At 52.2% G+C, this 20,719-nt stretch carries 23 protein-coding genes and 5 tRNA genes; 17 read left to right on the plus strand and 11 right to left on the minus strand.

Going from position 1 to position 20,719, the window contains the following annotated elements; all coding sequences use genetic code 11:
* The first annotated feature begins 65 nt into the window (after positions 1-65).
* Complete coding sequence (locus ACPXSQ_RS03000) at positions 66-479, plus strand: CoA-binding protein (protein ID WP_015700634.1); 414 nt, start codon at positions 66-68, stop codon at positions 477-479.
* Between the two features lie 33 nt (positions 480-512).
* Here the strand turns inward: ACPXSQ_RS03000 and hspQ are convergent, their stop codons facing one another.
* The gene (gene hspQ / locus ACPXSQ_RS03005) at positions 513-830 is read right to left on the minus strand and encodes a heat shock protein HspQ (protein WP_029569851.1); all 318 of its coding nucleotides are present in this window, start codon (positions 828-830) and stop codon (positions 513-515) included.
* 59 nt (positions 831-889) lie between these two features.
* Positions 890-2,080: a 23S rRNA (cytosine(1962)-C(5))-methyltransferase RlmI gene (rlmI, locus tag ACPXSQ_RS03010; protein ID WP_013025287.1), complete on the minus strand. Its 1,191-nt coding sequence runs from the start codon at positions 2,078-2,080 to the stop codon at positions 890-892.
* A gap of 82 nt (positions 2,081-2,162) precedes the next feature.
* Between rlmI and yccX the strand changes: the two genes are divergently transcribed.
* Positions 2,163-2,441, plus strand: a complete 279-nt coding sequence (gene yccX, locus ACPXSQ_RS03015; RefSeq protein ID WP_013025288.1) for an acylphosphatase — start codon at positions 2,163-2,165, stop codon at positions 2,439-2,441.
* Here yccX and tusE read toward each other — a convergent pair whose 3' ends face one another.
* Both tusE and yccA read right to left on the minus strand, forming a co-directional pair.
* Positions 2,442-2,768 carry a sulfurtransferase TusE gene (gene tusE, locus ACPXSQ_RS03020; RefSeq protein ID WP_013025289.1) on the minus strand — a complete coding sequence of 109 codons (327 nt, stop codon included), beginning with the start codon at positions 2,766-2,768 and terminating at the stop codon, positions 2,442-2,444. It abuts the gene before it with no gap.
* Positions 2,769-2,871: 103 nt separating this feature from the next.
* Entirely contained in the window at positions 2,872-3,528 is a 657-nt protein-coding gene (gene yccA / locus ACPXSQ_RS03025; protein WP_014606165.1) for an FtsH protease modulator YccA, read from the minus strand.
* A 221-nt stretch (positions 3,529-3,749) separates the two neighbouring features.
* Between yccA and ACPXSQ_RS03030 the strand changes: the two genes are divergently transcribed.
* From ACPXSQ_RS03030 to agp, 3 genes are all read left to right on the plus strand, one after another.
* A tRNA-Ser gene (locus ACPXSQ_RS03030) sits at positions 3,750-3,837 on the plus strand.
* 72 nt (positions 3,838-3,909) lie between these two features.
* Positions 3,910-3,997 (plus strand) — tRNA-Ser (locus tag ACPXSQ_RS03035).
* A gap of 263 nt (positions 3,998-4,260) precedes the next feature.
* Positions 4,261-5,898: a bifunctional glucose-1-phosphatase/inositol phosphatase gene (gene agp, locus ACPXSQ_RS03040; RefSeq protein ID WP_019106206.1), complete on the plus strand. Its 1,638-nt coding sequence runs from the start codon at positions 4,261-4,263 to the stop codon at positions 5,896-5,898.
* Between the two features lie 60 nt (positions 5,899-5,958).
* On the opposite strand, the gene ACPXSQ_RS03045 is transcribed toward agp, so the two are convergent.
* From ACPXSQ_RS03045 to ACPXSQ_RS03060, 4 genes are all read right to left on the minus strand, one after another.
* Entirely contained in the window at positions 5,959-7,341 is a 1,383-nt protein-coding gene (locus ACPXSQ_RS03045) for an NAD-dependent succinate-semialdehyde dehydrogenase (protein WP_029569852.1), read from the minus strand.
* 55 nt (positions 7,342-7,396) lie between these two features.
* The gene (locus ACPXSQ_RS03050; protein WP_013025293.1) at positions 7,397-7,627 is read right to left on the minus strand and encodes a YccJ family protein; all 231 of its coding nucleotides are present in this window, start codon (positions 7,625-7,627) and stop codon (positions 7,397-7,399) included.
* Between the two features lie 20 nt (positions 7,628-7,647).
* Complete coding sequence (gene wrbA, locus ACPXSQ_RS03055) at positions 7,648-8,247, minus strand: NAD(P)H:quinone oxidoreductase (protein WP_013025294.1); 600 nt, start codon at positions 8,245-8,247, stop codon at positions 7,648-7,650.
* Between the two features lie 115 nt (positions 8,248-8,362).
* Entirely contained in the window at positions 8,363-8,542 is a 180-nt protein-coding gene (locus tag ACPXSQ_RS03060; protein WP_426142722.1) for a hypothetical protein, read from the minus strand.
* 313 nt (positions 8,543-8,855) lie between these two features.
* Between ACPXSQ_RS03060 and ACPXSQ_RS03065 the strand changes: the two genes are divergently transcribed.
* The 3 genes from ACPXSQ_RS03065 to ACPXSQ_RS03075 all read left to right on the plus strand — a co-directional run bounded on the left by ACPXSQ_RS03065 (position 8,856) and on the right by ACPXSQ_RS03075 (position 11,597).
* Complete coding sequence (locus ACPXSQ_RS03065) at positions 8,856-9,770, plus strand: DMT family transporter (RefSeq protein ID WP_013025295.1); 915 nt, start codon at positions 8,856-8,858, stop codon at positions 9,768-9,770.
* A gap of 169 nt (positions 9,771-9,939) precedes the next feature.
* Entirely contained in the window at positions 9,940-10,575 is a 636-nt protein-coding gene (rutR, locus tag ACPXSQ_RS03070) for an HTH-type transcriptional regulator RutR (RefSeq protein WP_014593360.1), read from the plus strand.
* 47 nt (positions 10,576-10,622) lie between these two features.
* Complete coding sequence (locus ACPXSQ_RS03075) at positions 10,623-11,597, plus strand: metal-dependent hydrolase (RefSeq protein WP_426142725.1); 975 nt, start codon at positions 10,623-10,625, stop codon at positions 11,595-11,597.
* A 42-nt stretch (positions 11,598-11,639) separates the two neighbouring features.
* On the opposite strand, the gene cycA is transcribed toward ACPXSQ_RS03075, so the two are convergent.
* Complete coding sequence (cycA, locus tag ACPXSQ_RS03080) at positions 11,640-13,031, minus strand: D-serine/D-alanine/glycine transporter (RefSeq protein WP_013025298.1); 1,392 nt, start codon at positions 13,029-13,031, stop codon at positions 11,640-11,642.
* A gap of 284 nt (positions 13,032-13,315) precedes the next feature.
* Between cycA and ACPXSQ_RS03085 the strand changes: the two genes are divergently transcribed.
* Complete coding sequence (locus ACPXSQ_RS03085) at positions 13,316-14,011, plus strand: extensin family protein (RefSeq protein ID WP_014593363.1); 696 nt, start codon at positions 13,316-13,318, stop codon at positions 14,009-14,011.
* Positions 14,012-14,696: 685 nt separating this feature from the next.
* On the opposite strand, the gene ACPXSQ_RS03090 is transcribed toward ACPXSQ_RS03085, so the two are convergent.
* Positions 14,697-14,876 (minus strand): hypothetical protein, encoded by a 180-nt coding sequence (locus tag ACPXSQ_RS03090; RefSeq protein WP_133344322.1) that lies wholly within the window; start codon positions 14,874-14,876, stop codon positions 14,697-14,699.
* 57 nt (positions 14,877-14,933) lie between these two features.
* On the opposite strand from ACPXSQ_RS03090, the gene sdiA reads away from it, so the two are divergent.
* A complete protein-coding gene (sdiA, locus tag ACPXSQ_RS03095; RefSeq protein WP_013025300.1) occupies positions 14,934-15,656 on the plus strand; it encodes a transcriptional regulator SdiA in 723 nt (240 codons plus the stop codon).
* 122 nt (positions 15,657-15,778) lie between these two features.
* Positions 15,779-16,390 carry an acyl-homoserine-lactone synthase gene (locus ACPXSQ_RS03100; protein ID WP_014606161.1) on the plus strand — a complete coding sequence of 204 codons (612 nt, stop codon included), beginning with the start codon at positions 15,779-15,781 and terminating at the stop codon, positions 16,388-16,390.
* Between the two features lie 33 nt (positions 16,391-16,423).
* Here the strand turns inward: ACPXSQ_RS03100 and ACPXSQ_RS03105 are convergent, their stop codons facing one another.
* Positions 16,424-16,648, minus strand: coding sequence for a DUF2594 family protein (locus tag ACPXSQ_RS03105; RefSeq protein ID WP_013025302.1), 225 nt, complete (start codon positions 16,646-16,648; stop codon positions 16,424-16,426).
* A gap of 429 nt (positions 16,649-17,077) precedes the next feature.
* On the opposite strand from ACPXSQ_RS03105, the gene uvrY reads away from it, so the two are divergent.
* From uvrY to ACPXSQ_RS03135, 6 genes are all read left to right on the plus strand, one after another.
* Positions 17,078-17,737 (plus strand): UvrY/SirA/GacA family response regulator transcription factor, encoded by a 660-nt coding sequence (gene uvrY, locus ACPXSQ_RS03110; RefSeq protein ID WP_013025303.1) that lies wholly within the window; start codon positions 17,078-17,080, stop codon positions 17,735-17,737.
* Positions 17,730-19,562, plus strand: coding sequence for an excinuclease ABC subunit UvrC (gene uvrC / locus ACPXSQ_RS03115; RefSeq protein WP_013025304.1), 1,833 nt, complete (start codon positions 17,730-17,732; stop codon positions 19,560-19,562). The genes uvrY and uvrC overlap by 8 nt, the downstream gene beginning before the upstream one ends.
* A gap of 68 nt (positions 19,563-19,630) precedes the next feature.
* The gene (pgsA, locus tag ACPXSQ_RS03120) at positions 19,631-20,179 is read left to right on the plus strand and encodes a CDP-diacylglycerol--glycerol-3-phosphate 3-phosphatidyltransferase (protein WP_006118776.1); all 549 of its coding nucleotides are present in this window, start codon (positions 19,631-19,633) and stop codon (positions 20,177-20,179) included.
* A gap of 190 nt (positions 20,180-20,369) precedes the next feature.
* Positions 20,370-20,445: transfer RNA gene (locus tag ACPXSQ_RS03125), tRNA-Gly, on the plus strand.
* A 40-nt stretch (positions 20,446-20,485) separates the two neighbouring features.
* A tRNA-Cys gene (locus ACPXSQ_RS03130) sits at positions 20,486-20,559 on the plus strand.
* A gap of 10 nt (positions 20,560-20,569) precedes the next feature.
* A tRNA-Leu gene (locus ACPXSQ_RS03135) sits at positions 20,570-20,656 on the plus strand.
* The last annotated feature ends 63 nt before the right edge of the window (positions 20,657-20,719 follow it).

The following is a 20,719-nucleotide window of genomic DNA, read 5'->3' on the forward strand; positions in this document are numbered from 1 at the left end:
TTGCAACGCCCCGCGAGTGTGTAAAGGCTCAACTACAATGAAGAGCAGACAGAAAGGAGAAGCCCATGAATGATCAGACTATTCGCGACGTATTGACCCGCACAAAACGTATTGCGTTGGTAGGCGCCAGCGATCGCCCCGAACGCCCCAGCTATGGGGTAATGAAGTATTTGCTCGATCAGGGTTATGAAGTGATTCCGGTCAGTCCTAAGCTTGCAGGTCAGACTCTGCTGGGACAAACCGCGTATGGTTCGCTGGCAGAAGTCCCCGGAAAAATTGACATGGTCGATGTGTTCCGCAATTCGGAAGCGGCATGGGGCGTCGCGCAGGAAGCCATTGCGGTCTGTGCGGATACGCTCTGGTTACAGTTGGGCGTGATTAATGAGCAGGCTGCCGTGCTGGCGCAGGATGCGGGCATGACGGTCGTGATGGATCGCTGCCCGAAAATTGAAATCCCGCGACTGGGAATGGGGCAATAACAATAGCGGCGGCAAACAGATTGCCGCCCACTGTTAGTGACGCAAATGCGGTGCCTGGAGCTGCTGACGTACCGATGCGGCCAGTTCATCCATAGAGGGTTGCTCTGGATGTTCAGGGCTGATTTCACCGGCAAGTTGAATTTCGGCGACGTAGGTATGGACCTGACTGCCTTCTTCATCTTCCATGACCACGTGATACCAGGGCGCGCTGCGCAACGTGTCAGTTGCCCCGATCTCGTCCAGCTGTGGCTCATCTAACGCATATTCAGGATCGACATCGACAATCACACCCAGCACGCCGGATAACCGATGACGAACCTGCTGACCAATACCAAATTTACTGGCAATCATGATGACCTCCGAAAAAACTGTCCTGCATAAGAGATGGGGGCAAAGACAGTTTTTTCAAGTTACATGACGCGACAGGCAAAACCTTTCAGGTAAAGACCTTCGGGGTAGGTGGCGATCACAGGATGATCGGCAGCCTGGCGGAATTGCTCAACGAACTGGACGTCACGGCCTGCATCCAGCGCGGCATCCGCAATAATTTTCTGGAACAGGTCTGTTGCCATCAAGCCTGAACAGGAGAAGGTCAGTAACATCCCGCCTGGATTCAGCAACTGAATGGCCAGCATGTTAATGTCTTTATAGCCACGGCAGGCGCCCATCAGCTGGCTTTTGTTCTCAACAAATTTGGGCGGATCCATTATGATCAGATCGAATTTCTCACCCTCATCGCGGTAGCGGCGGAGTAGCTTAAAGACGTCATCGCGCTGGAACCGGGCACGGGACAGATCTAAACCGTTCAGTTCGACGTTTTGACGTGCCACATCCAGGGCATCCTGCGACGTATCAACGCTAATCACTTCTTTACAGCCGCCGATCAATGCCGAAACGGCAAAGCCTCCGGTATAAGAGAAGCAGTTCAGCACGCGCGCGTCTTTGGCATAGCGGCGTGTGGCATAGCGGCTGTCTCGCTGATCAAGGTAGTAGCCCGTTTTATGTCCGCCCTGGATATCTACCAGCAGCTTCATATCGTGCTCTGTGATCGGCAATAGCGCGGGAGGCTGTTCACCGGTTACGGTTCCCTGGGTCAGTTCCAGACCTTCTTTTTTACGTACTGCGACATCTGAGCGATCGTAGATAGCGCAATCTGGAAAACACTGCTGCAAGGCGGAGATAATGGCGGGCCGCTGATACTCCGCGCCGGCAGATAGCAGTTGCAGCACCAGAAACTGACCAAAGCGATCGATAGTCACGCCTGGCAGGCCGTCGGACTCCCCGGCAATCAGACGATAGCTGTCCAGGCCGTCGCGTGCAGCCAGCCAGTCGCGCCAGATTTGTGCCTGCTGAAAACGGCGGACAAAAAAAGCGATATCGACAGATTCGTCCTGCTGCCAGCTCCAGACGCGAGCGCGAATTTGTGACTGAGGTGAATAAGCGGCACGCGCCAGCCATTTACCGTTGCTGTCACAAACATCAATGGTTTCCCCTTGTTGGGCTTTCCCTTCAAGGCGGGCGACGGCCCCAGAGAAAACCCAGGGATGACGACGGAGCAGGGACTTTTCACGTCCCTTGGCGAGAATCAATCGAACTGTCATAGTTTGCTATGCTTACCTGAAAAAATGAGGCGCTATTGTCCAGTGGATAACGGCAAATTGCAACGAACAGCGGGAGAGAACCATGGCGAGCATGTGTTACAAAGCCTGGGTGCAGGGCACCGTGCAGGGCGTGGGTTTTCGCTACAGCACACAGGCGAAAGCCAACGCGCTCGGTGTGCAGGGTTATGCGCGTAATCTTGATGATGGCCGGGTTGAGGTGCTCGCCTGCGGTGAGGCAGAGCAGGTCGAGGCGTTAATCGCATGGTTAAAAGCCGGTGGGCCGCGCACGGCCCATGTGGAAAAGGTGCTGCTGGAGCCGCATCAGCCCGGCGACTTCCCCCGCAGCTTTACCACCGGTTAATTAAAGGCATTTGGCAGGCTTGGGCAGGCCAGCAATTTTTGTCGCCTGTTTGGCGGGCCCTTCAGGAAACAGCCGAAACAGGTAGCGGCTGTTTCCTTTCTCTTCGCCATACTTTTTCGCCATTGCCTTCACCAGCATACGTACGGCGGGAGAAGTATTAAATTCCAGGTAAAAGTCACGGACAAAGCGCACGACTTCCCAGTGGGCTTCCGTCATTACGATGGCCTCGTTGTCAGCAATCTGCTGTGCCAGCTCCTCGCTCCAGTCCTGGTGGTTTTTCAAATAGCCTTCGGCATCCACAGCTATTTCGTCACCCTTATAGTTCATAACGCGTCCTCATTATCATTCGGGCTGCAGTTTAGCAAAATGGCACCGCAGAAAAAGCAAAAACCCCGCCTGAGCGGGGTTCGTATCGCGCCAGCGGCGTCGATTAATTGCTGCGGGAAAAACCTAAGATGCTTAACAGGCTAACAAAGATGTTATACAGGGAAACATACAGGCTAACCGTGGCGCGAATATAGTTAGTTTCGCCGCCATGAATAATGTTGCTGGTTTCCCACAGAATGGCGCCAGCAGAGAACAGGATAAACAGGGCGCTAATCGCCAGGTGAAGAGCAGGCAACTGCAGGAACAGGTTAGCCACAACGGCCACCAGTAACACCACGAAGCCCGCCATCATCATGCCGCCCAGGAATGACATGTCACGACCTGTTGTCAGCACATAGGCGGAGCAGCAGAAGAACACCAGCGCTGTACCGCCTAACGCCAGCGCGATCACATCGCCCATTCCTGCCGTCAGAAAAGAGCTTAAGATTGGCCCCAGGCAGTAACCCAAAAAGCCCGTAAAGGCGAAGGCGGCTAAAATCCCCATTGGGCTGTCAGCCAGGCGATAGGTCAGAAACATCAGACCGTAGAAGCCCACCAGCATCAAAATTAAACCGGGTGCCGGTAATGCCAGAAGTGTACTTGCCGTGGCGGTCACCGCTGAGAAGGCGAGCGTCAGGCCCAGCAGAAAATAGGTGTTACGCAGCACTTTGTGCGTGCTGAGTAATGACTGTCGCGATGATGAAGAAACTATTCTGTCCATGTTGCGCTCCTGTAAGGCAGAACACCAAATATGCTCTGAGAATACGCAGCCCTATAAAGAGGGAAAAGCCGTTTTACCCTTCTTTACGCGTTAAGATGTTAATTCTTTGAGCAGAATGGCGATTTAGCCAACGAATAACGTGAATTTGGCTGTTTTTCACGCGAACGGATTATCGCAGGCTTTACATCTCCAGAGGGGATGTTTATAGTGCGCGTCATTGCGGAGGGGTGGCCGAGCGGCTTAAGGCAGCGGTCTTGAAAACCGCCGATGGGAAACCATCCGAGAGTTCGAATCTCTCCTCCTCCGCCACTTCATTGCCACCAGGCATGAAGAGGCAAAACAGGATAATATCATCTTGCCTTTGCAGTAGTGTTACAACCCGGAGGGATGGCCGAGCGGCTTAAGGCAGCGGTCTTGAAAACCGCCGATGGGAAACCATCCGAGAGTTCGAATCTCTCTTCCTCCGCCACATTTTACAGGCCAGCACAGTGTGCTGGCCTGTTTCGTTTTGTTTTCTCTTCTCACGCCCGTTTAAAATTCTTCCTGCTTTTCAGCGGACTGCGCGGTTTTGAACGGCATCTGGCATCTCTGCTATAGTCCATTAATTGTTTTTGCTGTTGCCTGGCGCTTTTCAGGGGCAAGCTGAGTTACACTATTCGCCACGTCGCTCTGATGCGAGCTAATCGGTTGATAGCCAGAGTGTTTTTTTACTGAATGAATGGAATAGGCACAATGATCAAGAAACTGAGTCTTTGCGCATTGTCGGTACTTGCTGCATTACCGATTGGAACGCTGGCACAGGCCGCTGACAACGATATGCAGTTACAGCAGGTGTTAATGTTCAGCCGCCATAACCTGCGTGCACCGCTTGCGGATAACGGCAGCGTGCTGGCGCAATCCACCAAAAAAACCTGGCCGGAGTGGGATGTGCCGGGTGGACAGCTGACCACTAAAGGCGGCGTGCTGGAAGTGTACATGGGTAACTATACCCGTCAGTGGCTTGCTCAGCAGGGGCTGGTAAAAAATGGCGTTTGTCCGGACAGCAACAGCGTCTTTGTCTACGCCAACAGCCTGCAGCGTACCGTGGCAACGGCTCAGTTCTTCGTAAATGGTGCCTTCCCGGGCTGTGACATTGCTGTGACTCACCAGGATGAAATGGGCAGCATGGATCCGGTATTTAATCCGGTTATTACAGACGGGAACGAAGAATTCATCAAGAAAGCGCTGGCCGGAATGACCGCTGCCAACGAAAAGCTGTCACTGAAACCCGCTTTTCAGCGGCTCGAGAAGATTGTTGACTACAAATCCTCTCCTGCCTGTAATAACAAAAAGCAGTGCGATCTGAGCAATGGCCAGAACACCTTTATCGTTGAAAACGGCAAAGAACCCGGCGTGAACGGGCCACTAAAAGTGGGCAATTCGCTAATGGATGCCTTTACGCTGCAATATTATGAAGGCTTCCCGCTGGATCAGGTCGCCTGGGGACAAATCAAAACCCCTGAACAGTGGCAGGCACTATCCGCTATTAAAAATGGCTATCAGGACACGCTGTTTACCACGCCTGAGGTTGCACGCGATGTTGCCGCGCCACTGGTGGACTACATTCGCAGCCAGCTGATCGATCAGGAAAAGTCAGACTCACCTAAAGTTACGCTGATGGTCGGGCATGACTCCAACATTGCGTCACTGCTGAGTGCGTTACAGGTTAAGCCTTATGACTTACCTGAGACCTACGAAAAAACGCCAATCGGCGGTCAGGTGGTGTTTGAACGCTGGCACGATGCGAAAAACAACAAAGATCTGCTTAAAATCGAATACGTTTATCAGACCGCCGATCAACTGCGCGATGCAGAGGTTCTGAGCCTTAAGAAGCCGCCTAAGCGCGTTACGCTTCAACTGGCGGGTTGCCCGACAGACGCTAACGGATACTGCAGCTGGGATCAGTTTGCCCAGGTGCTGAACAGCGCACTACAGGGTACGGCGCTGCAACCTGCTGCGGAAGCCCAGCCGGCACAGCCTGCGACTGCGGCGAAACCTGAGGATGCGAAAGCGGCCACGGCGGGCGATGCGGCGCAAAAGGCGGATGCTGATAAGGCGGCCGCCGACAAAGCCGCCGCGCAGAAAGCGGCTGATGAGAAGGCCAAAGCGGATAAAGCGGCTGAAGAAAAGGCTAATGCTGACAAGGCGGCTGCGCAGAAAGCCGCAGACGAAAAGGCCAAAGCAGATAAGGCTGCCGCGCAAAAAGCGGCTGATGAGAAGGCTAAGGCCGACAGCAGCGCGGCCCCGGCTGGCAGCAGCAATGCGCCTGGCAGTAATGCGCAGACCAAAGCTGAAACCGGTGAGGCGAAGCAACCCGCTACCGCCAACTGATCCTGCACAGTACCTGAAAAGAAAAAACCCCGTCGAGACGGGGTTTTTTTATTGCCGGAATCAACCGGCCTGGCCTGCAACGACCACCAGCTTCTGGTTAGCAAACTCTTTAATGCCCAGATCGGACAGTTCACGTCCATAGCCCGAACGTTTAACGCCGCCAAACGGCAGCTCAGCCGAGGTATCGCTTTGCGAGTTAATAAAGACCATGCCGGTTTCGATCGCCGATGCCAGCTTGCGGCCACGCGCAATGTCCTGTGTCCACACCGAACCGCCTAGCCCATAATGCGAATCATTGGCCAGCGCCACCGCTTCTGCGTCGTTAGCCACCACGTACATTTGCGCGACGGGGCCAAAGAACTCCTCAAAGTAAGCAGGATTGTCGCGCGTGATGTGGGTCAGGACCGTGGGCTGATAGAAGCAGCCCACGCCTGCCACGGCTTTACCGCCGGTGATCAGACGGGCACCTTTCGCCACTGCCTCATCAACCTGTTTTACCAGACGATCGCGTGCGTCGGCGGAGGAAAGGGGACCGAGCGTGGTTTTTTCATCCAGCGGATCGCCCAACGTTGCGGCATTCATTGCCGCGCTGAACTTATCGATAAAGGTATCCGCAATTTTCTCATTCAGGATAAAGCGCTTAGCGGCCGTACAAACCTGACCGCAGTTGCTCAGACGCGCCTGCACGCCCTGGCGTACGGCTTCATCCAGGTCGGCGTCCTCAGTTACCACGAAGACATCGTTGCCGCCCAGTTCCAGCGTCGATTTTTTCAGATGCTTACCAGCCTGTTCTGCGACAGCACTTCCGGCACGTTCGGAGCCGGTCAGTGCCACGCCCTGAACGCGATCGTCGGCAATCAGTTCCGCCACCTGATCGGTAGAAATGAACAGGTTAGTCCAGGCCCCTTCGGGTGCGCCGGCTTCCCTGACCAACTTCTCGAATACGTCAGCACAATGCGGGACAATGTTGGCATGCTTGGCCAGTACAGGGTTTCCCAGCGCCAGGTTGGGTGCCAGCACGCGCATTAGCTGATAATACGGGAAGTTCCAGGGCTCAACCGCCACCAGCACACCGATAGGATGATATTCAACCCAGGCTTCGCCCAGTTCACTGTCATAAGGTTGTGGCTTAAGAATGCGCTCCGCATGCTCGGCATAGTACCGCGCAATCTGGGAACAGATCTGCACTTCACCGCGGCTTTGGCCTATTAGCTTGCCCATTTCTTTACTGGCAATGGCAGCCAGTTCTTCCGCACTGTCATCAATCAGATCAGCCAGTTTTTTCAGCACCTGGAGGCGTGGCTGGATGTCGCCTTTACTCCAGTCTGAATGATAGAGGCGGTCGGCCGTTTCCAGCGCATGACTTACCGCCGCGCTGTCGTGGGAAGGCCAGCTTTTCATTAACTGGTTGTTTGCAGGGTTGATGCTTTGATAGGAAGACATAGAGTGCTCCTTGGTCAGCGATAAAAAAAGCATGGCGGGATAGCCCGCCATGCTGCTAAACGTTCTTTCGTTCTACCGTTTTGTCGTCCCAGGTAAGGACATCCTGGTTGGTTTTTTCAAATGCACGGATTAATACGTCGTCACTGCCCTGTTGCCGCCAGATTTCTTCAGCAAGGCGTTCGTCATAATTGGCGACTTCGAAAATGGCCTCGGCAATTTCAGGTGAGGTGTGACGTAAGCTGGCCCATTCGCCAACATGGTGGGCTTTTGCCTGACTATTCGACATAACGATCTCCTTCCGGGCGTTTAATCCTTAAGTTTTGCTGCCAGTCCGGCAACGTGTTCACCCTGAAAACGGGCGATGATCAATTCTTCTTCCGTAGGCTGACGTGAGCCATCTCCTCCTGCCAGCGTGGTTGCGCCATAAGGCGTGCCGCCCCGCACCTGAGAAATGTCAAACATCTCTTTCGTGCCGTAGCCGATCGGAACGATAACCATGCCGTGATGGGCGAGGGTGGTCCAGACGGAGGTAATGGTTTGCTCCTGGCCGCCGCCTGTACCCGTTGAGGCAAAGACGCTGGCGATTTTGCCGTACAGCGCGCCGGATGCCCACAGGCCGCCTGTGCGGTCCCAAAACGTACGCATCTGACCGGACATATTACCGAAACGGGTAGGTGTGCCGACAATAATGGCGTCGTATTGCGGCAATATCTCAGGCGTGGCTTCAGGCGCGGACTGTTGCGTTTTACCGCCAACGTCTGCAAAGCGGTCAGCGTCCATAGTCTCAGGAATGCGCATCACGTCTACCTGCGCACCCGGTACCTTGCGGGCGCCCTCTGCCACGGCGTTAGCCATGGTTTCAACATGTCCATACATTGAATAGTACAGCACCAGAATCTTGGCCATTGGTCTCTCCGGGGGTTATTCAACACACCCAAAAGTATAGAAGAGCTTTGAACAACTGCTGGCACGCACTCGGCCTAACGGCTTAAAAAACGCTGAAAATGGGGTTTTGTTGGGGTTAATATTCTAATTCCAGGGCGATTCTTAGCGTTTGCTCTGTTTCTAAATGTAAATTTCTGCCTGAAAGCCCTGAAAGCCCTGAAAGCCCTGAAAGCCCTGAAAGCCCTGAAAGCCCTGAAAGCCCTGAAAGCCCTGAAAGCCCTGAAAGCCCTGAAAGCCCTGAAAGCCTGAAGGTCATCTAATTCGGGGGGTTGCAACATGTCGTCGCGCATCCTTCTCGGAATATGACTCATCAAACTCGGAATATGACTCATCAAAGCCTGTCCGTTTATAAAGGCGGCGCAATGAAAGATGCTACGGCGTGCAACGGAAGCGGTAAGACATGATGCCGCGCCTGACCGGATTCATCTCGTGCGGAAAGGAAAAGTGGCCCATTACCAATGGCGGCAGCGCGTTTTATTCGTCTTCAGGGTCAGCGCGTCGGCGAGTGACATTGCATTACCCGGCATCGCCGATCACAATAGCGCCTGAATCAATCAGGCAGGTGAACTATGTCGACTACGACGCGTAGACTGACCGTGCGTATAACGCGTCAGGAATGGGTACTTATTTTCATTACGATGATCTGGGGCGGGACGTTTTTAGTGGTACATCGGGCGATGCAGCACTCAGGCCCGTTTTTCTTTGTTGGGGTGCGGTTTGCTACTGCGGCCATCCTGCTGGCGCTCTTTTTCCGCCGTTACCTTGCCGCAATCAGCTGGACTGAAATAAAGGCGGGAACGCTTATCGGCCTGACCATTGCCGCGGGTTACGGTCTGCAGACATGGGGGATGCAGACCATCTCCAGCAGCCAGTCGGCCTTTCTGACCGCCTTATATGTTCCGGTTGTGCCGCTTTTACAATGGCTGTTCCTGCGGCGTCCACCTCCGTTAATGGCATGGCTGGGTATCTTACTGGCGTTTTGCGGCTTAATACTGGTTGCGGGGCCGCAGGACGGAAGGGTGGTGCTCAATCAGGGGGAGATTGCCACGCTGATCAGTACCCTGGCGATTGCGGGCGAAATTATTCTTATCAGCCGCTTCGCCGGTCATGTTGATGTTCGTCGTGTGACCTTTATACAGCTTACCGTCGCTTCACTCTGTGCCTTCTGCTTTATGCTTCCTAACGGGGAAACGTTGCCTGCCCTGTCGACGCCGTTATTGCTCAGCGCATTAGGTCTGGGTGCCGCCAGTGCGCTTATCCAGGTGACGATGAACTGGGCACAACGCAGCGTATCGCCCACGCGGGCAACGGTTATTTACGCCGGAGAGCCGGTATGGGCGGGCGTGGTCGGGCGCATCGCCGGCGAACGTTTGCCGGCAGCCGCGATACTCGGTGGCGCTTTTATCGTCTGCGGCGTGATTATCAGTGAACTGCGTCTGAAGCGCCGCAAAGCGATACCCTCAGCCTCTTCACGGGACGAATGAAGGTCAAAAGGATGACGCGAAGGCGCGAGTCGGTTATTGCGCCTGTTCTGAGAGAGATGTTGTCGTTGTGCGTGTTACTGACATTACCGCAGCGTTTAAACCTTCACTGTTATCACGTGGCAAATTCATGAGTTTGCTGTGATACACAGTGTCAGGCGAGGGGAACCCTATGAAAAAGGAACAATCAGTGCCCACGCGCCGCTCAGTGGCCGTCGCTGCCAAACGGGCGGCTATTCTGGAGGCCGCGCTGAGCTTTTTTTCCCAGTTTGGCATCCACGGTACGCGGCTGGAAAAAGTCGCTGACCGCGCCGGTGTCTCTAAAACGAATTTGCTGTACTACTATCCTTCCAAAGAAGCGCTCTATATTGCTGTGTTGAAAGAGATCCTGGATGTCTGGCTGGCGCCCCTGCGTGCACTGAGCCACGATCAGGATCCTTTGAGAGCCATTCGGCACTATATCCGCCTAAAACTTGAAGTCTCGCGGGACCATCCGCAGGCATCAAGGCTGTTTTGCCTGGAAATGCTCCAGGGGGCGCCCCTGTTGAAAGGTGAACTGGCGGGGGATTTAAAACAACTTATGGATGATAAAACAGCGATTATACAGCGCTGGATAGCCGAAGGACGGCTGGCGGGTATTCAGCCCCAACACCTGATTTTTATGCTCTGGGCAACCACGCAGCACTACGCCGATTTTGCCAGTCAGGTTGAAGCCATTACGGGAAACAGGCTCACTAATCCGCTGTTTTTTGAAGAAACGGTAGAGAACGTTCAGCGCATTATTATTGAAGGTATTCGGGTGCGTTAAAAGAACAAGGCCATACTGAATACAGGAATAAACACTGGAGCGGGCTGATGGATTCTGTTTCACAATGCGTACTGGGCGCGTCAGTAACCCTGGCGGTGATGGGCCGCCGTGTTCCGGCCTGGCAGGCCGCCATTATCGGCGCGGCCTGCGGAACGTTGCCGGATCTTGATGTCTTTCTCGATCACGGTGATGCTATCCGCAATATGACGCTGCACCGAACCGAAAGCCATGCGCTGCTTTATCTGACGCTGCTTTCCCCCTTAGTGGCCTGGCTGGTTGCACGGCTTTGTCGTGCCGGGCCAGCATGGACGGCCTGGTGGCCCGCCATCTGGCTGGCGCTGATCACCCATCCTCTTCTCGATCTGATGACGGTATATGGCACGCAACTGGGATTACCGCTTACCGATCATCCTTACGCGATCGGCAGCATATATATTGTCGATCCGCTTTATACCTTACCGCTGCTCGTTGGCTTAGCGGTGGCGTTGTGGCGTCGCAGCGATCGGGGATTGCGCTGGAACCGCGCGGGACTGGCATTGAGCTCGGCCTATCTCGTCTGGAGCGTGCTGATTCAGCAGGTCGCGGACGGGCAGATCAAACAGTCACTTGAACAGCAGGGCATTGCAACAAACAAGGTGCTGGTCACGCCCACGGCGCTAAATACCCTTGTCTGGCGTAGCGTCATTATCACGCCCGATCGTTATGGGGAAGCTTACTGGTCTTTGCTGTCGCCGAGGCGTCCCGTTACGGTGACCTGGCGGCCCCGTCATCCTGAATTATTTGCATCATTCAAGGGGAACTGGTTTGCAGAGCGGATTGCCTGGTTCAGCCACGGCTTTTATGCCATGAGTGAGCGCGATGGACAGATCACCATCGCCGATTTGCGTATGGGCGACGATGACCGCTACACCTTCACCTTTGGTTTGGGAACGGCACAGCGTCCGGATGCCCGGCCGCAGCACCTCCCGTCCGCCGGGCGCACGTTGAAGCGCACGTTCAGCCATATTGCTGAGCAGTTATAAAAAAAAAGCCCGACTTTTGTCGGGCTTTCTTCATGCTGGGGATTAACGGCGCGTGCGTTTACGCAGCTGCCAGCCGATGGCCAGCAGGATAAACCATAATGGCGTCACCATTAATGCCTGACGTGTATCCTCCTGTAGCGTGAGCAGGACGAGGATAAACACGAAGAAGGCCATACAAACCCAACACATGAATTTACCCAATGGCATTTTAAAGTTAGATGCCGCATGGCGTTCCGGAAATTTTTTGCGATAGGCCAGATAGCTGCACAGGATGATGGTCCAGACGAACATAAACAGAATGGCCGAAACCGTGGTGACCAGAGTAAAGACGGTCATCACATCCGGAATCAGGTAAATCAGCGCTACGCCGCACAGCAAACAGAAGCAGGAGAAGAACAGGCCGGTCGTGGGAACGGCGCGCGCAGATAACCGCCCAAAAGCCCGGCTGGCAACGCCCTGCTGTGATAAGCCATACAGCATGCGACTGGTCGAGAAAATGCCGCTGTTAGCCGATGAGGCGGCAGATGTTAATACCACGAAGTTCACGATACTTGCCGCCGCCGGAAGACCAATTAAAACAAACATCTCAACGAACGGACTGCGATCGGCCATCACTTCTGTCCAGGGCGTGACAGACATGATTACCATCAGGGCCAGGACATAAAACATAATGACGCGCAAGGGAATCGCGTTAATGGCGCGCGGTAAGACCTTGTGCGGATCCTGTGTTTCGGCGGCGGCCGTACCGACCAGCTCAATGCCGACAAAGGCAAACACAGCGATCTGAAACCCGGCAAAAAATCCGCTCAGTCCTTTGGGAAACATACCGCCGTGATCCCAGATATTACTCAGGGCTGCGGTACCGCCACCGGGAGAAGGATAGTGGAGTGAAACCAACACGATTCCGGTCACAATTAAGGCGACAATCGCCACAATTTTGATGATGGCGAACCAGAATTCCATCTCACCGAACATCTTCACCGTGGCGATATTCAACGCCAAAAAGACAAAGACGCACAACAGCGCACTCATCCAGATGGAGAACCCCGGAAACCAGAGCTGGAAGTAGGCGCTGATAGCCACCACGTCGGCGATACCGGTGACCACCCAACAGAACCAGTATGTCCAACCGGTGAAGTAGCCCGCCCACGGCCCAAGTAAGTCGGCCGCAAAATCGCTAAAGGATTTGTATTCCAGATTCGACAGCAGCAATTCGCCCATTGCGCGCATGACGAAAAACAGCATAAAGCCGATGATCATATAGACGAAAATGATGGACGGGCCGGCCAGACTAATGGTTTTTCCCGAGCCCATAAACAGACCCGTTCCGATAGCGCCGCCGATAGCGATGAGCTGGATATGCCGGTTATGCAGATTGCGCCGCAATGTGTCTGAGCCTTGCGGGCTCTGCGTGTGGTGAGAGTGATCAACCATGAAATTGTCTTTCCTGTCTTGATGTTGTGTCAGCTCTGATGGCTGTTGAGGATGACTGAGTGTCTGAAGCAATTTGGCATAAGATAGAGGAAGTAAGGATAAAAACGGTAATCATTTTTTAACAATATCAGACAACATACTCATCAAAAGAGCATTTTTGCTTCCAGCAGGCGGTTTTTACGTCAGATTAGGTAATATTTCATCACCTTGTGTTATCTCCGGGGCAGACAACGCACGGTGCTTCTACACTTCCTCATTATTCGTTGTTTCACATCAGAGGCATTATGCGCACGCTTGTCCTGCTTATTATCATGACCGGACTGGGGTGGATGAGTTTGCCCTGGCTGAAACAGCACTTACCCCCGCAGTTTAATCCGTTCACGCCTCTCTCGGTGACCGATCCGCCAGGCTGGATGACGCGGCTGAAAATCAAGCGTCTGCAAAATGATCCTGCTGCCTGTCTTGACGTCATGCGTCGGGCAGAGCAGGCGGGACGGGTGAGTTTCAGCCAGCAACCAGCCATCGCCGGTCAGTGTCCGCTGGCTCAGCCGCTGAGAGTGCAAAAAATGGGCGCAGTATCACTCAGCAGCAGCTTTCTGGCCAGCTGTCCCATGGCCGTTGCGGCCACCCTGTATGTGGTTCACAGCAGTCAGCAGATTCTTCAGCAGTCGGGCACCCGGCTGGTGGGCATTGAGCATGTTGGCAGTTATGCCTGTCGTAATATCTATCACCGAACTCAGGGGCGACTAAGCGAACATGCCACTGCTGACGCCTGGGATATAACGGCCTATCGTCTGGCCAATGGTCAGCGGCTGGTGGTCAGTCAACACTGGCAGCAACCTGAAGAGAAAGCGCTATTACTTCACGGATTGTGGCGAACAGGTTGTCACTTTTTTGGTAATGCGCTTGGGCCGGATTATAATACTGCGCATGCAACACATTTTCATTTTGGCATGCGTGGGGCAGGTTATTGCAGATAGTAACAGGACAGCGCTGAGGGTAATTACGGGGTTTTTATTTCTTATTATCCAGCATAAAAAATATGCAACTATTTCGGTTTTTCAGGTTTCGCTTTTTTTATTAACGTTATATCCGGGTATGCAACCTTTATTATGTGTGGTGTTGTGCCTTGCAGCGAATAGACGTTATTTAATGCATGTGGGATAATGAATTCTGAGGTCGTTGCCGTGTTTTAATTTTATTAACATTCCGATATTTTATTGTGATATTTTTTTCTTATTAAATACGTTATTGATTGTTTTTTACAGGCTGTATTTTACCCCCGCTCAGACAATATGTTAAGTTAATTCATGTCTGATATTTTATCCTGGGGCAACAATATGAACAGCTTCTTTCTTATCAGGGAAAAGACATTCTCTTTGCGTCACGCGTTTCACTTAAGGTCGTGCATCACGCTTGAGCAGAGCCAAAAGAGTAGGGCTCCAGGCGCGGTAAGGGACGCGTTTTCGGCAGAGATCATGTTACCCGGAGGTTTGAATAACGCCACATTTGATGTCAGCGATACTGCAGCATGTTCTTTTTTAGGCTTTGCCTTGAACGTTTAATCAGCAATGATGATGCATAAAAGGTGTACATTGACCCGTTGCGGGTATCAAATGGGTCATCCAGGAAAATAATAAGTTGCGGACCGCAACTTCTTTAGTATTATTTTTCAATGCTGGCTGCGTTTAAAGATTGAAAAAATATAAGAAAAATCCTATTATTCTGCCCATCACGCGTTGCCTGAATTGCCAGCAGCATTCTTTTATCCCTGGTTTTGGCATTTTGCCCGTAACGGGTCTTTAAAACCAAATGAAAATAAAGCTTTTTTTGATGTGCTGACACAGGGTAAATTCATTTCTGATGCAAAGATATCAAGCACGTAGTGGAAGTTGAGGCAATATGACAAGTGAAGATTATTTTTCCTGGCGGACTGAGACTGAAAATCATTTTCAGGCACTGGCGACGACCCAACAATTAAAGGGGCTCCTGCAGGATTATATCCAGTCACTGGGTTTCGATTATTTCGCTTTTTTTATCCAGCACCGCGTTCCTTTTACCCGACCACGTGTTTATTTACATGACACTTATCCTAAATTGTGGATTAAACGTTATAAAGAGCAGAATTATTATGCGATCGATCCCGTGTTGCAGCTTTGCCTGCGCTCAGGAAAAGGGGTTGAGTGGACGCCTGAGCTGTTTAGCTCGGCAAAAGAAATGTGGCAGGATGCGTGTAATTTTGGGCTCCTGAGCGGATTTTCGTGTTCTGCAATGGCATCAAATCGCGCCGTTGGTATATTATCTATAGGATCAAAGCGTCCCTTTATTACTGGCAGCCGGCGAGTTGAGCTCGAGGTAAAGCTGCATTTTTTGGCTGAGCAAAGCCTGTCCTTACTCGAACGCCTGAATGATGAAGCACTGATGGTCCAGGGAAATGATTTTAGTCAGCGTGAGCTCGAAATTTTGAGATGGACTGCTGAAGGCAAAACGTCACAAGAAATTTCACTTATTTTGTCGATTTCTGAGCACACCGTAAATTTTTACCAAAAAAATATGAAAAAACGTTTTAATGTTTCTAATAAAACTCAAATTGCATGCTACGCCGCAGCAATTGGACTGATTTAAATGAAAAGCAACTGCCAACTTTAGTAGTTCCCTCGTTGAGGTCACTTGTCTACCCTGCGCTAGTGCGCTCCTGGGCAGGCGCAAAGAAATCATTGCAAACATGGGGATGTCAGAGGCGCATGATGAAAATAGTTCAAACGCAGTTAAAGGATATGCCATCTTCCTTGCTTGCCGAGCTTGGCAGTTACCGTTATAGCGTGTTTGCACGGGGTGAAGGTTGGTCGATTCCGCCGCGTCTGAGCACGCCTGGGCAAGAGTACGATCGTTTTGATCGCTCTGATGTAACCTGGTTGATCGCATGGAGTGTACGCAATGGTATCAGTGGCTGTGCGCGATTAATGCCCTGGACTGAACCCGAGCAAACGGAAGGTATCGTTTTACCGTTCAACCACGAAAAAGTCTGGGAAATGTCGCGTTTCTCAGCGCGGCTGGAGGTCGATCCTGAGTTGCCACTTACGATTCTCTGGCATGCTGTTCAACTGGCCGAAATTAACGGTATTGAATTTATTATCAGCTCGGCCACGCCGATGCTGGAAAAGATGTTCGAGCAGCATCAGGTCGTTTATCAGCCCTTAACGCCCGGACTGATTCAGTCGGAAGATAACCTGTTTGCCATCCGTATTCCCGTCAGCCAGCCAGCACTGGCAGAAAAATACCGTGGTGCACGCCGCTTCAGCCCGGAGGAGGTTCTGCCTTCGTTGGGCGTCTCGGTTAACTGGCACCCGCACGGTTGAGTTTATGCCCCCGGTGACGGGGGCATCTTAGCGTTACTGACGATAAGCCGCTTTGATTTGCTTGATCGTGTTGCTGAACACTTCCGCCTGCGGCATGTCGCCCAGGGTTTTGACGTAGCGTTCCATGTTAATGATCACTTTGCCCGCATCGGCCTGGCCCATTCCTTTCAGAATCAGTGTGATCATCATCTTCAGGCAAGCCACTTCATCAGATAATTTTTGCGTTTCCTGCGAGGTCGCGAAATCTTCATCGCTCATGAATTTCTCCTTGGTGGTTAACGTCGTCTCTTATTCGGTACGCACAGCAATCCGAGAGTATACCACAGGGGATTACGCTTGCTGAGTGCATCACGACAGCAGGCGTTCCCGCCTTACTTTGTTCAGTTAAATTTATTAATCACGTGCAGGAATGGTCAGGTCAAAAAAAACAGACAGCAATGTCAGGAATATGATTAATTGAGACGCTATTTTTTTTTAACTTTATGAAAAGACTATTTTTTTAAAAATCCCATTGCAGTAGCTGTTTTTTGGGATGCGCTTTCCAATAACCCAGGATTTGCATTGATATAAATCATTGAAAGCTCTCCTCCCACGACTTTGTATATGTGCTTTTAATGCAAAAACGGGTATGATTGCCGCTCGCAATCGTTAAATGCTACCTCTTTATTAGCTGCGGAGTGCTTCGCGTTGATCACTGTCCTTCTTGTCGATGACCATGAACTGGTACGTGCCGGTATCCGCCGTATTCTCGAAGATATTAAAGGTCTGGTGATCGCTGGCGAAGCCTGTTGTGGTGAAGATGCCGTTAAGTGGTGCCGTGCTAATCAGGTTGATGTCATTTTAATGGATATGAACATGCCGGGCATCGGCGGGCTGGAGGCGACGCGAAAAATCGTGCGCTACAACCCTGATATCAAAATCATCATGCTGACTATCCATACTGAAAACCCCCTGCCGGCAAAAGTCATGCAGGCTGGTGCCGCAGGTTATCTCAGTAAGGGCGCAGCGCCACAGGAAGTGGTAAACGCGATTCGCTCGGTCAACGCCGGGCAGCGCTACATTGCATCGGACATCGCTCAACAAATGGCGCTTAGCCAGATTGAGCCACAAAAAGCCGAATCTCCCTTCAGCTGTTTGTCGGAAAGGGAATTGCAGATTATGCTGATGATCACCAAGGGGCAAAAGGTGACGGAAATTTCCGAGCAGCTTAATCTCAGTCCTAAAACCGTTAACAGCTACCGTTACCGGATGTTCAGCAAACTGAATATCAGTGGCGATGTAGAGTTAACGCATCTGGCCATCAGACATGGCCTGTATAATGCGGAGCCGTTAATAAGTAGTGAGTGACCTCTTTAATCCCAAAATCTTTCTGAGTACGGTCACCAGTGAACCCGGCGTATACCGGATGTATGACGCTTCCGGAACGGTTATCTATGTCGGCAAAGCCAAAGATCTGAAAAAGCGGCTTACGAGCTATTTTCGTACGAACGTTGGCAGCCGAAAAACCGAAGCGCTGGTGAGTAACATCCATCACATCGATGTCACCGTAACCCATACTGAAACCGAAGCGTTGTTGCTTGAGCACAATTACATCAAGCTTTATCAACCGCGCTACAACGTTCTGTTGCGCGACGATAAATCCTACCCCTACATTTTTCTCAGCAGCGATGTTCATCCTCGCCTGGCGATGCATCGGGGCGCGAAACACGCGAAAGGCGAATATTTCGGCCCGTTCCCCAATGGCTACGCGGTACGAGAAACGCTGGCGCTGCTGCAAAAAGTGTTTCCCATCCGTCAATGCGAGAACAGCGTGTATCGCAACCGTACGCGCCCCTGCCTGCAATACCAGATTGGCCGCTGCCTGGGTCCCTGTGTTGCCGGGCTGGTGAGTGAGGAAGAGTACGCACAGCAAACGGATTACGTGCGGCTGTTTCTGGCGGGTAAGGATGATCAGGTGCTGAATTTACTGGTCCGCCGTATGGAAGATGCAAGTCATGCCCTGCGGTTTGAAGAAGCGGCACGCCTGCGCGACCAGATCCAGGCCGTCAGGCGCGTCACCGAAAAACAGTTTGTGTCTAATCAGGGCGACGACCTGGATGTGATTGGCGTGGCCTACGATGCAGGTATGGCCTGTTTACACGTGCTGTTTATCCGTCAGGGTAAAGTGTTGGGAAGCCGAAGCTATTTTCCAAAGGTGCCCGCCGATACCGATCTGGCGGAAGTCGTGCAAACCTTTGTGGGGCAGTTTTATTTGCAGGGTAGCGAAATGCGGACGCTGCCCGGTGAAATTTTGCTGGATTTCACCTTACCTGAGCGCGAACTGCTGTCTGAGTCGCTGACCGAATTAGCCGGGCGTCGGGTGAATATTCAAAGTAAACCTCGTGGTGATCGCGCGCGCTATCTCAAACTGGCACGAACCAATGCCGGTTCGGCATTAAAAACCCGTTTGTCTCAGCACTCGACCATTCATCAGCGTCTCACTGCGTTAGCCGAGTTTCTGGAGTTGGATAAGATCACCCGAATGGAGTGTTTTGATATCAGCCATACCATGGGAGAGCAGACCATCGCGTCCTGTGTCGTGTTCGATCAAAACGGTCCCCTCCGTGCCGATTATCGCCGCTATAACATTGCCGGCATCACGCCTGGTGATGATTATGCAGCGATGAATCAGGTGCTGCGTCGCCGTTATGGAAAAGCGATTGAGGAAGAGAAGATCCCCGATGTCATTTTGATCGACGGCGGTAAAGGCCAATTGGCTCAGGCAAAGCAGGTTTTTGCCGAACTGGACGTGAGCTGGGATAAATCACGTCCCATTTTACTGGGCGTAGCAAAAGGCACCGATCGCAAAGCCGGTCTTGAAACGCTGTTTTTCGAGGCGGAGGGCGAGGGGATTTCCCTGTCGCCTGATGCACCAGCGCTGCACGTGATTCAGCATATTCGTGATGATGCTCACAATCATGCTATTTCAGGGCACCGTAAAAAACGGGCCAAAGTGAAAAATACCAGTGCTCTGGAAAGCATTGAAGGTGTGGGGCCAAAACGACGCCAGCAGCTGCTTAAGTACATGGGGGGCCTGCAACCGCTGATGAATGCATCGGTGGAAGAGATCGCGAATGTCCCTGGCATATCCCATGCTTTGGCGGAAAAAATCTACTACTCGTTGAAACACTAGCATTGAAACAGGGTGGGCAATGTAGGAACATACGTTAAACACCACCCAATCCAGACAGTTACCAGCATATGCAATTTAACATTCCGACCTGTCTTACCCTGTTTCGCGTCGTTCTTATTCCGTTCTTTGTGCTGGCTTTCTATCTGCCGTTCCACTGGGCGCCATTTGTTACCGCGTTGATCTTTGTTGTGGCAGCCGTAACCGACTGGTTCGACGGCTTTCTGGCGCGTCGCTGGAAGCAGACAACCCGCTTTGGCGCTTTCCTCGATCCTGTTGCCGATAAAGTCATGGTGGCAATTGCCCTGGTATTGGTTGCGGAGTACTTTCATGCCTGGTGGATCACGCTGCCAGCCGCAACGATGATTGCACGAGAAATTATTATCTCCGCGCTGCGCGAATGGATGGCTGAAATCGGCAAACGCAGCAGCGTTGCCGTTTCCTGGATTGGTAAGGTAAAAACAACGGCACAGATGTTCTCACTTTTTGCCTTGTTGTGGCGTCCGGACAGCATGGTTGTCGGTGTGGGTGTCGTTGCGTTATACATTGCGGCAGTGCTGACTTTCTGGTCGATGTTTCAGTATCTGAGCGCGGCGCGCGGGGATTTGCTCGAACCGTGATCGATACGATTTAAAAAGCAGCAAACGGACGCATTGTGGGGATAATTTTATTGACTCATCGCGTCATCTCAGTAGAATGCATCGCATCGAACGGCAGCACAGCTGCAGAAGCTAAGAAAAATCAGTAAGTTCGATGAAGTGCATTAAATATCGAGCCTTCAGCAGGCAGTGAACTGAACGGTAAGATAATGCGGGAATAGCTCAGTTGGTAGAGCACGACCTTGCCAAGGTCGGGGTCGCGAGTTCGAGTCTCGTTTCCCGCTCCAAATTAGCAGGCCAGGATAACCTGGCAGCAGACAAGTTTAAGGCGCGTTGGCAGAGTGGCTATGCAGCGGATTGCAAATCCGTGTACCTCGGTTCGACTCCGGGACGCGCCTCCAGTTATACCTCGCCCGGGTGGTGAAATCGGTAGACACAAGGGATTTAAAATCCCTCGATCGCAAGGTCGTGCGGGTTCAAGTCCCGCCCCGGGCACCATATTGAAACACTAATAAAATCAAGTAGTAGCAATGTCGTTTAAGCCGCCTCTTTGGGCGGTTT

Source organism: Pantoea sp. EEL5, from assembly GCF_049892805.1.
Lineage (GTDB): Bacteria > Pseudomonadota > Gammaproteobacteria > Enterobacterales > Enterobacteriaceae > Pantoea > Pantoea ananatis.